We start from the raw sequence: 12,883 nt of genomic DNA, 5'->3' as shown, positions 1-12,883 counted from the left end.
CTGCAAGCCATGACCAAGGCTCACCACTCACGCGAGACAGCGAGGCACCAGCCAGGAGGCTGGAATGATCGCGCACAGTGACCACAGAGTCATGCGAGGCAAACCCGCAGGTCAGAGGCTTGATGGATCGAGAAAGCGCAGGTCACGGGGGTGGGGGGTGACCCCCGGCGAGTAGGGGTTCCCGAACGCCGGGGAGGGCTCTGAGGAGTCCGTCAGGTTCAGAAGATGCGAGCCGATCACGCAAGGTGACGGCGATCGGTGCTGCGCAACGCAGTGCGGAGGAGTGATCGACTATGCCCAAGGGTGGAGCCCGCGCTGTTTCCGGACCGCCGCCAGACCCGAACGCTCTGCGTCGTAATCGCCCGTCGGACAAGGCCGGGTGGACGACGCTACCGGCCGAGGGCCGCGCGGGCGGGCCGCCGGCCTGGCCGCTGGCGGCGATGACGGACCGCGAGTTCGAGCTCTGGCGGGACGTGTGGGCCAAGCCGCAGGCTGTTGCGTGGGAGGTCCTCGACCAGGGCTACGAGGTCGCGCTGTTCGTGCGCGCGCTGGCGCAGGCCGAGCAGCCGGACGCCAAGGTGGACCTGCAGCGGGTGGTCCGCCAGTACCTGGACAGCCTCGGCCTGTCGGTGCAGGGGATGCTGCGTAACCGTTGGAAGATCGCCCCGGCCGCAGAGGTGGAGACGTCGGCCGAGCTGGTGGACGCTCCCCGGCGCCCGAGCGCGCGTGACCGGCTGAGGATCGTTCCCCGTGGCGAAGGCGAATGACCCTGGGTTCGTTGTCGACTTCCCCACGATGTGGGTGGTCCCGGACTGGATCGAACATCACTGCCCGGTGCCCGATGGGTTCCGCGCTGGCCAGGACCTGGAGCTGTACGACTGGCAGCTGTGGTGCACGGTCAACCACTACCGTGTGCGCCCGAGTGCGCGCGTGGGCCAGCTGGCGCCGGCGTTCCACTACCGGCGCTCGCAGGTCGTCGCGCCGCAGAAGACCGGCAAGGGTCCCTGGTCGGCGACGATCGTCCTGGCCGAAGCTGCGGGCCCTGTCGTCTTCAACGGCTGGGCCCAAGGCGGGGAGCGCTACCGGTGTGCGGATCATGGATGCTCGTGCGGCTGGTGGTACGAGTACGAACCGGGCGATCCGATGGGCATCCCGTGGCCAACACCGCTGATCCAGCTGACAGCCACCAGCGAAGACCAGGTGGCCAACGTGTATCGGCCCCTGCAGAACATGGTGAAGCTGGGGCCGTTGTCGGATCGGCTGCGAGTGGGCGAGGAGTTCACCCGGGTCGGCGATACGGGCCGCATCGACGTGGTCACGTCGTCGGCCCTGTCCCGTCTGGGCAACCCAATCATCTTCGCCATGCAGGACGAGACCGGGCTCTACACCGATGCGAACAAGCTCCGCCGGGTCGCCGAGACCCAGCGCCGCGGCACGGCCGGTATGGGCGGCCGGTCCATGGAGACGACGAACGCGTGGGACCCGTCCGAGGACTCCGTAGCCCAGCGGACCAGCGAGGCGAAGGCGCGGGACATCTTCCGCTACCACCCGCAGGCCCCGAAGACGCTGTCGTACGGCAACAAGCGGCAGCGCCGGAAGATCCACACGGTGGTGTACGCGGGCAGCGCGCACGTGGACCTCGACGCGATCGAGGCCGAGACGGCTGAGCTGCTGGAGAAGGACCCGGCGCAGGCTGAGCGGTTCTTCGGTAACCGCTGCGTCGCCGGTTCGGCTGGGTGGCTCGACGGGACAAAGTGGGCCGCCAAGGCCAAGCCCCGCCGCGTACGGCCGATGACCCGGATCGTGCTGGGCTTCGACGGCTCCGACATGGACGACTGGACCGCGATCAGGGCCGAGACGATGGACGGCTATCAGTTCACCCCGCTGTACGGGGGGAACGACGAACCGACCATCTGGAATCCCGCGGACTACGGCGGCCAGGTCCCGCGCGCGGAGGTACGCGCGGCCATGGACCAGCTGATGAACCGGTACGACGTGGTGCGGCTGTACGCGGACCCGCCGTACTGGGACACCGAGGTGGACGAGTGGGTGGACCTGTACGGCGAGGAGCGGGTGGTGCGCTGGTACACCCGCCGCCTGGTGCAGATGCACGCGGCGTGCGAGCGGCTGAAGACCGACGTCCTGAAGCGGAACACCGCCGACGGGCAGCGGGCGGCCGCGTTCACGCACGACGGGTGCGAGATGACGCTGCAGCACGTCGCCAACACCCGCCAGGCCGAGCGGCCTTCCGGGCTGTACGTGCTCCGTAAGGCGAGCCCGGCCCAGAAGATCGACATCGCGGTATCCAGCGTGCTGGCGCACGAAGCGCTGGGCGACGTCATCGCGGCCGGCCTGGCTGAGAAGGAAGAGAGCTACTTCTACTCCGCGTAAGGAGGTCCGTATGGCGACGCTGGCGCGTGCGCTGCAGCTGGTCGCGCTGCTGGAGGGCGAGCTGATCCGCCGGCGCGGGGAGATCGACCGGAACGACGACTACTACCGCGGCAAGCAGCCGCTGAAGTTCGCCTCGGATGAGTTCGCGAAGTTCCACGGCGACCGCTACCGCGACTTCTCCGACAACTGGGTGCAGGTGGTCGCCGACAGCCCTGTCGAGCGGCTGACCGTGACCGGCTTCCAGGCAGCAGGGGAGGAGCGGGCCGACAAGGACCTGTGGGAGGTGTGGCAGGTCAACGGACTGGACGCCGATTCGCAGCTCGGGTTCCTCGGCGCGGTGAACTCCGCCCGGTCGTTCGTGCTGGTGTGGGGGGACCCGGACGACCCGGACATGCCGGTGGTCACCTTCGAGGACGCAGGCCAGTGCATCGTCGCGTACGAGCCCGGGTCCCGGCGGAAGCGGCGGGCGGCGCTCAAGCGCTGGCAGGACGGCGGCCAGGACTTCGCGACCCTGTACCTGCCCGATGAGGTGTGGAAGTTCTCCCGGCCGCTGGCCCGGCAGGAGAAAAGCCCGCAGATGGCGGACGTGGACGAGGAGCTGCGCCGCTGGGCGCCGCGGGAGTTGGCCGAGGAACCGAACCCTCAGCCCAACCCCATGGGCGTGGTGCCGATGGTGGAGCTGCCGAACAAGCCCATGCTGGTGGCTGATCCGATCAGCGACGTGTCCGGCGTGGTGGCCATGCAGGACGCGATCAACCTGGTGTGGGCGCAGCTGTTCACCGCGAGCGACTACGCGTCGTTCCCGCAGCGGGTCGTCCTCGGCGCCGAGCGGCCGATGATCCCCAAGCTCAACTCGGCCGGGGAGATCGTCGGTAAACAGCCGGTCGACCTCGAGAAGTTCGCGGTGGAGCGGGTGCTGTGGATCACCGGCAAAGACGCCAAGCTCGCAGAGTGGCAGGCCGCGAACCTGGCCGCATACACCTCGATCATCGAGGTCGCCGTCGGGCACCTGGCAGCCCAGACCCGTACCCCGCAGCACTACCTGATCGGGAAGATGGCCAACTTGTCCGGCGATGCGCTGCTGGCCGCCGAGACGGGGCTCGTCAAGCGGGTGGACGAGAAGAAGCTGTGGTTCGGCCAGGCACTGCGGGAGGTCGCACGGCTGATCGCGCTGGCGCGCGGCCAGGACGCGAAGGCGAAGGCGCTGCGCTCGGGGCATGTGATGTGGGCGGACTCCGAGTCGCGGTCCTACGCGCAGCTGGCCGACGCGCTGGTGAAGCTGAAGGACATCGGGTTCCCGTTCGAATGGCTGGCGTTGAAGTACGGGCTGACGCCGACCGAGGTGGCCGATGTGGTGGCGATGCGGGAGCGGGAGGCCGAGGCCGATCCGGTTGCCGAGATCACGCGCATGATGGCGCAGAACCCCGGCCGCCCGCCGACCGAGGCGGCCTCAGCAGGGCAGCCGCCCGCGGACGCTGTGGACGCGGCGTGAGCCCGTCGCCGCAGGCGGCCGCGCACCAGGAGAAGCGCGCGCAGCTCGCCGCGACGACCGCCCGGGCGGCGGGGAATGTTTGGCAGCGGGTCGGCAGCGAGGACGTGCGCGGCTCGTGGACGCGGCTGCTGCCCGAAGCCCTGGCGATCCTGACGGGGGCGCAACTGGCCGCGTCACGGTCGGCGGAGCCATGGCTGGAGCAGCTGCTCGGCCGCGATGACGAGCGGGCCGAGTCGGACCTGCTCGTCCCTGAGTCGCTGACGGGCGTCGCTCCGGACGGGCGGTCGCTGGCCGAGCTGCTGATGTATCCCGTGTGGGCGGTCCTGCACGCGATCGGCGAGGGCCTGCCGCTGGTGGCCGCGTTCGCGCGGGGGCGGGCGCTGCTGGATCTGCTGGTGCGCACGGTCGTGGCGGATACCGGGCGGGCGGCGGACCTGGTGGCGATGATCGTGCGCCCGGCGATCACGTCGTATGTGCGGGTGGTGGAGCTGCCCGCGTGCGCGCGGTGCATCCTGCTGGCCGGGCGCGAGTACGGGCTGACCACCGGCTTTGAGCGGCACCCGCGGTGCGACTGCACGATGGAGCCGGTCACCCGCACTCACCAGCCCCAGCCGGTCGACGCGATGGATGTCTTCCGGCAGATGAGCCCCGAGCAGCAGCACAAGGTGTTCGGCGAGGCCGCCGTGAAGGCCATCGCCGACGGGGCCGACATCACCCAGGTGGTCAACGCGCGCCGCGGAATGACCACCGCGACCCGGTACGGGCGGAAGATCCAGGCCACGACCGAGGGCATCACCCGCCGCGGCATCGCTGGCAGCCGCCGAGCGAAGTTCGAGCGGCGGGCCGGCGCGCGGTACGCGACGGCCAAGGCGCCGCGGCTGATGCCCGAGGAGATCTACCGCCTCGCCGATGACCGGGAGCACGCCATCCGGCTGCTGTGCCGGAACGGCTACATCGTTTGACTCGCTCGCGCGCAACGCGCGGGCCCTCACCCGCAACGGGAGAACCCCATGAGCATGCCCCTGCCCGTACACCCGCTCACCGGCGCCACCGCTGTGGGCTGGCGCAAGCCGCGCCCCGGCGAGGACCCGGACCGGCTGTATCCGATCTGGCCCGTCCTCGGCGGCGCCAAGGACGACAGCGGCGACGACGACGGCCAGGGCGACGACGCCGACGACAACGACAACGACGACGCCGGTGGTGACGACGACGCGGGCGACGGTCAGGGCGACGACGCCGATGACGGGGCCGATGATGACGACGCGGACCCCGAGGGCGCCGACCACCTCGGCGACCCGGGCAAGCGCGCCCTGGCCAGCATGAAGGGCAAATGGCGTTCGGAGCGGGACAAGCGGCGCGCGCTGGAGAAGCAGGTGGCCGACAGCGCGGCCGGTGACAAGGCCGCGGCCGAGCGGCGCCAGATCGAGCAGGACGCGTTGGCCAAGGCCAACGTGCGGATCGTGCGGGCGGAGGTGCGGGCCGCGGCCGCGCGCAAGCTCGCCGACCCGGCCGACGCCCTGAAGTTCCTCGACCTCGATCAGTTCGAGGTGGACGACGACGGCAACCTCGACAGCGAGGAAGTCGCCGAGGCGATCGAGGAACTGATCAAGAACAAGCCCTACCTGGCAGCCGCAACGGCCAAGAGGTTCCAGGGCACTGGCGACGGCGGCGCAGCGCGCAAGGCGAGCCGGCCGAAGCAGCTCACCGAGAACGACCTCAAGACCATGTCCGCCGAGCAGATCGTCAAGGCCCAGGACGAGGGCCGTCTGGATGACCTGCTCGGGGCTGGCTGACCCAGAAGGGCAACACCATGGCAATCACCCGTTTCCGGCCGGAGATCTGGTCCGCCAGGCTCCTGGTCGCCCTGCGGAAGGCGCTGGTCTACTCCGGCCCGACCGTGGTCAACCGGGACTACGAGGGCGACATCGCCGAGGCTGGCGACACCGTCCGCATCACCTCGATCTCCGACCCCACGATCGGCACCTACCTGCCGAACTCCACCACCATCACGCCCGAAGAACTCAACGACGCGCAGCGCACCCTCGTGGTCGACCAGTCGAAGTACTTCGCGTTCAAGGTCGATGACGTGGACAAGCGGCAGGCCAAGGGGAACGTGATGCCCGAGGCCATGTCCCGGGCGGCCTATCGGCTGGCCGACACCGTCGACCAGTACGTGGCCGGCCTCTACACCGGCATCGTGGCGGGCAACGTGATCGGCTCGACCGGTTCCCCGGTCAACACCTTCACCACCCCCACCGACGCCTACGACAAGATCCTGGTGCCGCTGCGCACCCGCCTGTCGAAGGCGAACGTGCCCACCACGGGCCGGTTCGTCGTGGTCTCACCGGAGCTGCACGCCTCGCTGCTGCTGGATGGCCGGTTCATCAAGGTCAACGAGTCCGGCACCGACACCAGCCTGCGTAACGGCATGGTCGGCCGCGCCGCGGGGTTCGACATCCTCGAGTCGAACAACGTGCCCGTGCCCTCCGGCGACACCCAGGTCATCATCGCGGGCGTCAACTCGGCCATCAGCTTCGCCGAGCAGATCAACAAGACCGAGGCATACCGGCCCGAGTCGTCCTTCAGCGACGCCATCAAGGGCCTGGCCCTGTATGGGGCCAAGCTGGTGCGCCCGGACTGCCTGGCCGCCGCCTACATCGACCCGGCGTAACAGGAGGACTGGAGACCATGGCGCGTACCGCTGTCGCGTACAGCAACCTGATCCCGAACGGCAACCTCGCCGACCCGGCCGGCACCGCGACCAACGCGGGCGCGGGCAACGGGCACGTCATCCCGGCGACCCAGCCCGGTGCCGACGCTCTGCCCGAGCTGACGATCCTGCGGGTGACCGCCGGGGCCACCGGCGGGAACGTCACCGTCAAGGCCGGCACCAACCCGCCCGCCATCGCCGCGGGACAGGGCGACCTGGTGGTGGCCGTCGCCAACTCGGCCACCCAGTGGATCGGCCCGTTCGAGTCCGGCCGGTTCCTGCAGAACGACGGCTCGATGCTGGTGGACATCGCCACCGGCTTCGTCGCCGGAACCATCACCGCCTTCCGCGTCCCGAGGAACACCTGATGGCCGAGATGACGATCCACATCCAAGGGGAGGGCGGGCAGGTCATCGCGATGGACCTGCCCCTGCCCGACCACATCGCCGACCGGCTCACCAAGGGCCAACTGCGACGCGTCAACGCCGACGGCTCCCCGTACCTCGGCGGGCCGTCGCCGTCGGCTCCCGCCGACGAAACCGGCGGCGGGAGCGCACTCACCAACGGGGTGCCCCCGCGGCCGGCCGCGGGCGCGCGCAAGGCGGACTGGGTCGGCTGGGCCGTCGCCGTCCACGGCCTGGACCCCGAGGTAGCCGAGGGCATGACCAAGGGCGATCTGCAGGACTTGCCCGACCAGCCCGCCCCCGACGGCGAGTCGACCGGCCGGGACAGCGACCTGACCGCCGGCCGCTCGCCGCGCCCGGACGAGGACGCGCCCAAGGCCGACTGGATCGCCTACATCGTCTCCACCGGCCAGCTCTCGGCCGAGGACGCGGCGAACTACACCCGCGAAGACCTGATCGACATGGCCAAGTGAACAGGAGGCCACCGTGGCACTGACCCCGTTGGCGACGGTGGCCGACTGCACCGCCCGCGGCCTGGTCATCGACGTCGCCGAGATCGCCCTGATGGGCGTCTATCTCGACGTCGCTTCCACCGCCGTACGGGAAGCGGCCGGGGTGCCGATCAGCCAGACCACCTCGACCGTCACCCTGGAAGGCCCTGCCGCCCAGTGGCTGGACCTGCCCGGCCCGCCCGTCACCGCGGTCGTCGCCGTCTACGTCGACGGCGAGCTGGTCGCGGACTGGCGGCTGCGCTCCGGGCGGCTGTGGCGCGCGGGCGGCTGGACGGGGTCAGACGGCCCGTCCGAGGTCGAAGTCACCTACATCCACGGCCTGCCGACCGTCCCGGCGGACATCGTGGACCTGGTGTGCCGGATCGCGGCCGCCACTCTGATCGCCTACCGGTCCGAGCAGGACGGCACCGGCCTGGCCGCGCGCGACGTGCGCGCCGAACGCATCGGCGACTACTCGGTCACCTACGGGGACGACGGGCGGATCACCGAGGTGGAGCTGCCCGACTACCTGCGCGAACGCCTGGCCGCCCGCTTCGGCGGCGGCGCCGGGCTGGTGAAGTCCCGGTGAGCCGCGTCGGACGCCTGCTGAACACCACGGTGGAGGTGTGGCGAGAGGTCACCGCGGACGACGGGGGCGGCGGCCAGTCCACCACCAGGCAGGAAGTCGGCACCGCCCGGGCGCGCGCCTCGCAGCCGTCCGCGCGCGAGCGGCAGGCCGCCGACCAGTCCGGCGCCGAGCTGACCCACATCTACTACTTCACCCCGGGCACGGACGTGCGCCGCCGGGACGAGCTGCGCCGCGCCGACGGCCAGGTCCTGACCGTGACCGCGGTCTACGAGCCGTCGGAGCCCGGCACCTACCTGCGGGCGGACTGCACCGCCCGCCAGCCCACCCGCAGTTGAGGAGAGACCCATGGCCGTACTGACCGCGCAGAACCTGCCGCTCGGCGGGCTGCAGCCCACCTATGCCTCCGCCGCGTCCGGCGGCGACCAGGCCCCGGTCGGGCAGGGCCTGTTCCTGCACGTCCGCAACGGCGGCGGCTCGTCCATCACCGTCACCCTGGCGACGCCCGGCACCGTTGGCGGCTTGGACGTCGCTGACGCGCAGCAGACCATCGCCGCATCGGGCGCGGCGTTCCTGCCGCTGACCAACACCTTCCGGGACCCGATGACCGGCCGTGCCGCGATCACCTACAGCGGCACCACCACGGTCACCGTCGCGGTCGTCCGACTGCCCTGACAGGGAGGTACCGGCGATGGCTTCACGTGCCCGGCTGGAAGGTCTCGGCCGCGCGCTGCGCGCGGTGCAGCGCGTCCCGGAGGCGATGCGCGACGCACGCGCCGAGACCCTGCACGACTGGGCGGACGAGACCCGCAGGGATGCCGAGGCCCGCGTGCCGGTACGGACGGGCCGTCTCGAGACGGCCCTCGACCACGACGTGGTCGAGCAGTGGGGGCGGGCCGAGGTCGGCGTGTGGAACGAGGCCGCCCTCGAGTACGCCATCTATGTGGAGAAGGGCACCAGCTCCATGGCCGACCAGCCGTACCTGGTGCCCGCGTTCGAGGCCGCCCGGCCCTCCGTGCCGCGCAAGTACCGGGCCGCTCTGCGTCGGCACCTGGGCGCCGGATGAGCACCGCCCTGTGGCCGCTGCAGCGGGCCGTCTACGCCGCGCTCACCGCCGATACCCCGCTCATGTCGCTCGTGACCGGGGTCTACGACGAGGTGCGCGAGAGCGCCGCGTTCCCCTACGTCTCGTTCGGCTCCATCACCGAGCTGGTTGACGACGCGCACAACCAGCGCGGCCTGACCACGAATCTCGTGCTGCACGTCTGGTCGACGCAGCTGGGGTTCCGGGAGGCGGCCGAGGTCTTCGCCGCCCTGGACGCGGTCCTCGACCGCCGGCCGCTGGCCGTGGACGGCTTCAAGGACGTCTCCGTGGCCCACCAGCAGCACCAGGAGCTACGGGACCCGGACCCCGAGATCAGGCACATCAACGTCACCTACCGCGTGTGGATGACCAAGGAAGAGGAGTAAGAGCATGGCTGGTCTCGACGCGTTCGGCACCCAGCTGCAGCGCGGTGACGGCGGTACCCCCACCGAGTCGTTCACCGCGATCGCCAACGCCACCAACATCACGCCGCCCGCCCTGGAGCGGGAGACGCTGGACGTCACCTCGCACGGATCGCCGGATCAGTGGCGGGAGTACATCGGCGGCCTCAAGGACGGCGGCGAGGTGAGCATCGACATCAACTACGACCCCAGGTTGCACGACGTCCTGGTGGCCGACTTCGACGACCCCAACCCGCGCAACTACAAGGTCGTCTGGCCCGGCACCCTCGGCAGCTGGAGCTTCGCCGCGATCCTCAAGGGCTTCGAGCCCGAGGCCCCGCACGACGACAAGCTCGCCGCCTCCCTGACCTTCCAGGTCTCGGGCAAGCCGACCCTCACCCCCGGGAGCTGACCACATGACCATGACGTACCTGTCCGCCGAGCAGATCCTCGGCGCCAACGACCTCGGATACGAGGACGTGGACGTACCCGAGTGGGGCGGCACGGTGCGCGTGCGCGAGCTGCCGGGCACCGAGCGGGACAAGTTCGAGGCCCAGTTCCTCGGGAAGGACGGCGCGTCCATCCGGTCCGAGGGCCTGGAAGGGTTCCGCGCCCGGCTGGCCGCGGCCGCCATCGTGGACGCCGACGGCAAGCCCCTGTTCCGCAGCGCCGCGGAGACCAAGCGGCTCGGCGAGAAGTCCGCGAACGCGCTGCAGCGGGTGGTCGACGCGGCCATGCGCCTGTCCGGCATGGGCGATCAGGACGTCGCCGAGCTGACGGGAAACTAAGGGCCCGGCCAGAGCGGCTGTTCTACTTCCGCCTGGCCGGGCACCTCGGCAAGACCGTCCGCCAGCTGCTCGCCGAGACCGGCAGCCGAGAGCTGTCCGAGTGGATGGCGTATGAGCGGATCACCGGGCCGCTGGACGGGCGCCGCGGCGACATCCAGGCCGCCATCATCGCTTCCACCGTCGCCAACTCCCAGCGTTCCAAGGGCCGCGCGCTGCAGCCCAAGGACTTCATCCCCAAGTGGGACCGACCCCGGGCGATGACGCCTGAAGAGATGTGGGCCGCGGCCATGCAGGCGAACACCGCGCTCGGCGGCAGCATCACCACGACAACCGAATAGCAGCACGTGAGAGGGGGTGGGCCCGGTGACCACCCTCGCGAGCATGACGGTGCGGCTGGGCATCGACACCGACCGGCTGCAGGCCGGAGCCGACCGCGCGAAGAAGACCCTGACCGGGCTCGGCAAGGCCGTCGCTGCGCTCGGAGTGGGCGTCCCGGCGGCGGCCGCCGGCGTCGTCGCGGTGGGCGGCATGGCTGCGGCGTTCGCCTCGGCCGGCATCGCGGCGAAGGCATTCCAGCTCGCCGCGCAGCCGCAGCTGGAATCGGTCGCCAACGTCGCCGACCTGGCGGCCAAGGCCGAGGACGCTGCCGCCAAGGGCGGGAAGGAAGCGGCGGCGGCACAGAAGGAGTACACCGACGCGCTCAACAAGCTGCCGCCCGCGACCCGCGCGACCGCGAAGGAGTTCATCGGGCTCAAGTCCGATTTCAGCAAGTGGTCGGACAGCCTCAGCAGCACCACGATGCCAATCTTCACCCAGGGGCTGAAGATCCTGCGCGGGCTGCTGCCCGCCCTCACGCCCCTGGTGAAGGCCGCAGCCTCCGCGATCGGCGACTTCCTGGACGACATCCAGAAGGGCGTCGACAACGGCAGCATCAAGGACTTCGCCCAGGGCCTGGCCAAGTCGGCAGAGAAGAACCTCGGCGCGTTCCTGCGGTCGATGAAGAACGTGTTCATCGGCATCGCCGGAATCATCTCCGCGTTCACCCCGATGTCGGACGACATGTCCGGCGGCCTGGAGAAGATGACCGCCAAGTTCGCCGCGTGGGGACAGAGCCTCAAGGGCAGCGAGGGCTTCGCCAAGTTCGTCGCCCTGGCCAAGCAGGGCGCGCAGACCCTGGGCATGCTGGGCGCCGCCGCGCTGCGGCTGTTCGTGGCCATCTCGCCCCTGATCGGGGTGACCTCGCTCGTGGCAATGCAGCTGGCCCGCCTCATCAACGCCCTGCCGCCGAGCGTCCTGAAGGTACTCGCGTCCGCCATCGCGGGCGTGGTCATCAGCATGAAGGCGTACCGCGCGGGGGCGGCGGTCGTGGCAGGGGCCTCGGCCATCATTCAGTCGTCCGCTGTCCGTGCGGCGGCGGCCTGGGTGGCGTCGGCCGCCCGCTCGACGGCGGCCATGGTGCGGATCGCCGCCTCGGCGGTCGCGAACGCGGCGCGCACGGCGGCGGTGTGGGCAGCGTCGGCCGCGCGCGCGACGGCCACCTGGCTGCTGACGATCCTGCGGGTCGCCGCCGTCACCGTCGCCCAGTTCCTGCTGATGGCCGCGCGGGCGGTCGCGTGGGCGGCGGTCATGGCCGCGCAGTGGCTGATCGCCATGGGCCCAATCGGCTGGATCATCGCCATCGTGATCGCCCTGGTCGCGCTGATCATCGCCAAGTGGGACGTCGTCAAATCGGCCACGCTCGCCGCCTGGTCCGCGGTGAAGTCGTGGGTATCCGGAGCGGTTGACGGTGTGCTCGCGGCAGTCGGCTGGCTGGCTACGATCCCGGGCAAGGTCAGCGCCTGGTTCGGCCGCGCCAAGGACGCGGCCGTGCAGAAGGCCACCTCCATGGTGACCTGGTTGAAGGGCCTGCCGGGCAGGGCGATCGGTGCGATCTCGTCCCTTGGCGGGCGCCTGTGGAACACCGTCTCGGCCGCTGGTGGCCGGATGGTCTCCGCGATCACCGCGAAGGCCAACAGCGCGATCAGCAAGGTGCGCGGTCTGCCCGGCCGGGCCCGGTCCGCGCTCGGCGGCCTTGGCGGCACGCTGTTCAACGCGGGTCAATCGCTGATCTCCGGGTTCATCCGCGGCATCGCCTCCAAGGCTGGCGCCCTGTTCAGCAAGGCCCGCAGCCTGGTCAGCAAGGTGCGCGGGCTCTTTCCGTTCAGCCCCGCGAAAGAGGGGCCCTTCTCTGGCAAGGGCTACACCCTGTACTCCGGCCGGGCGCTGATCGACGGCTTCGCGGCCGGTATCGCCCAGCGTCAGGCCCTGCTGCGGAAGACCATGGGCGACACCGCGCAGCTGGCCTCGGACGCGCTGCCCGCGTCCGCAACGCCCCGCGGCGTCGCCCGGGCCGCCGGCGGCCGGGAGCCGCAGCGCCTGGTCGTGGACGTCACCGGCGGCTCCGATGACCTGATCCGCGTCGTCCGCAACTGGCTGAAGACCAACGGCCACTCCACCAACGTGCAGGCCGGACTCGGCACCCGATAGAAGGGAGGGC

General features: G+C 70.7%; 17 protein-coding genes. All 17 read left to right on the top strand.

The window, feature by feature from the left end:
* Positions 1-293: 293 nt before the first annotated feature.
* The 17 genes from ABZ562_RS33480 (at position 294) to ABZ562_RS33400 (ending at position 12,873) form a co-directional block, all read left to right on the top strand.
* Positions 294-767 carry a hypothetical protein gene (locus ABZ562_RS33480; protein WP_361487000.1) on the top strand — a complete coding sequence of 158 codons (474 nt, stop codon included), beginning with the start codon at positions 294-296 and terminating at the stop codon, positions 765-767.
* Positions 751-2,391: a hypothetical protein gene (locus ABZ562_RS33475; protein WP_361486998.1), complete on the top strand. Its 1,641-nt coding sequence runs from the start codon at positions 751-753 to the stop codon at positions 2,389-2,391. The genes ABZ562_RS33480 and ABZ562_RS33475 overlap by 17 nt, the downstream gene beginning before the upstream one ends.
* A 10-nt stretch (positions 2,392-2,401) precedes the next feature.
* On the top strand, positions 2,402-3,883 hold the full coding sequence (locus ABZ562_RS33470; protein WP_361486995.1) for a phage portal protein: 1,482 nt from the start codon (positions 2,402-2,404) through the stop codon (positions 3,881-3,883).
* Positions 3,880-4,845, top strand: coding sequence for a hypothetical protein (locus tag ABZ562_RS33465; RefSeq protein WP_361486993.1), 966 nt, complete (start codon positions 3,880-3,882; stop codon positions 4,843-4,845). Before ABZ562_RS33470 ends, ABZ562_RS33465 begins: the two co-directional genes overlap by 4 nt.
* Before the next feature lie 48 nt (positions 4,846-4,893).
* Positions 4,894-5,676 (top strand): hypothetical protein, encoded by a 783-nt coding sequence (locus ABZ562_RS33460; RefSeq protein WP_361486991.1) that lies wholly within the window; start codon positions 4,894-4,896, stop codon positions 5,674-5,676.
* Positions 5,677-5,693: 17 nt separating this feature from the next.
* Complete coding sequence (locus ABZ562_RS33455; RefSeq protein ID WP_361486989.1) at positions 5,694-6,554, top strand: P22 coat protein - protein 5 domain protein; 861 nt, start codon at positions 5,694-5,696, stop codon at positions 6,552-6,554.
* A 17-nt stretch (positions 6,555-6,571) separates the two neighbouring features.
* Entirely contained in the window at positions 6,572-6,961 is a 390-nt protein-coding gene (locus ABZ562_RS33450) for a hypothetical protein (protein ID WP_361486987.1), read from the top strand.
* Positions 6,961-7,470 carry a hypothetical protein gene (locus ABZ562_RS33445; protein WP_361486985.1) on the top strand — a complete coding sequence of 170 codons (510 nt, stop codon included), beginning with the start codon at positions 6,961-6,963 and terminating at the stop codon, positions 7,468-7,470. The genes ABZ562_RS33450 and ABZ562_RS33445 overlap by 1 nt, the downstream gene beginning before the upstream one ends.
* A gap of 13 nt (positions 7,471-7,483) precedes the next feature.
* The gene (locus tag ABZ562_RS33440) at positions 7,484-8,077 is read left to right on the top strand and encodes a hypothetical protein (RefSeq protein WP_361486982.1); all 594 of its coding nucleotides are present in this window, start codon (positions 7,484-7,486) and stop codon (positions 8,075-8,077) included.
* Positions 8,074-8,412, top strand: a complete 339-nt coding sequence (locus tag ABZ562_RS33435; RefSeq protein ID WP_361486980.1) for a phage head closure protein — start codon at positions 8,074-8,076, stop codon at positions 8,410-8,412. The genes ABZ562_RS33440 and ABZ562_RS33435 overlap by 4 nt, the downstream gene beginning before the upstream one ends.
* A 10-nt stretch (positions 8,413-8,422) precedes the next feature.
* Positions 8,423-8,749, top strand: a complete 327-nt coding sequence (locus tag ABZ562_RS33430) for a hypothetical protein (protein ID WP_361486977.1) — start codon at positions 8,423-8,425, stop codon at positions 8,747-8,749.
* Positions 8,750-8,765: 16 nt separating this feature from the next.
* A complete protein-coding gene (locus ABZ562_RS33425) occupies positions 8,766-9,140 on the top strand; it encodes an HK97-gp10 family putative phage morphogenesis protein (RefSeq protein ID WP_361486975.1) in 375 nt (124 codons plus the stop codon).
* A complete protein-coding gene (locus ABZ562_RS33420; protein ID WP_361486973.1) occupies positions 9,137-9,544 on the top strand; it encodes a DUF3168 domain-containing protein in 408 nt (135 codons plus the stop codon). The genes ABZ562_RS33425 and ABZ562_RS33420 overlap by 4 nt, the downstream gene beginning before the upstream one ends.
* Positions 9,545-9,548: 4 nt before the next feature.
* On the top strand, positions 9,549-9,971 hold the full coding sequence (locus ABZ562_RS33415) for a phage tail tube protein (protein ID WP_361486970.1): 423 nt from the start codon (positions 9,549-9,551) through the stop codon (positions 9,969-9,971).
* Positions 9,972-9,975: 4 nt separating this feature from the next.
* Positions 9,976-10,347, top strand: a complete 372-nt coding sequence (locus tag ABZ562_RS33410; protein WP_361486968.1) for a hypothetical protein — start codon at positions 9,976-9,978, stop codon at positions 10,345-10,347.
* A 104-nt stretch (positions 10,348-10,451) separates the two neighbouring features.
* Positions 10,452-10,685 carry a hypothetical protein gene (locus ABZ562_RS33405; RefSeq protein ID WP_361486965.1) on the top strand — a complete coding sequence of 78 codons (234 nt, stop codon included), beginning with the start codon at positions 10,452-10,454 and terminating at the stop codon, positions 10,683-10,685.
* Positions 10,686-10,710: 25 nt separating this feature from the next.
* Positions 10,711-12,873 carry a hypothetical protein gene (locus ABZ562_RS33400; RefSeq protein ID WP_361486962.1) on the top strand — a complete coding sequence of 721 codons (2,163 nt, stop codon included), beginning with the start codon at positions 10,711-10,713 and terminating at the stop codon, positions 12,871-12,873.
* The last annotated feature ends 10 nt before the right edge of the window (positions 12,874-12,883 follow it).

Source organism: Streptomyces sp. NPDC019937, from assembly GCF_040631655.1.
Classification (GTDB): Bacteria; Actinomycetota; Actinomycetes; order Streptomycetales; family Streptomycetaceae; genus Streptomyces.
The sequence above is the reverse complement of the archived record's forward strand: the minus strand, read 5'-3'. Positions and strand labels throughout refer to the sequence as shown.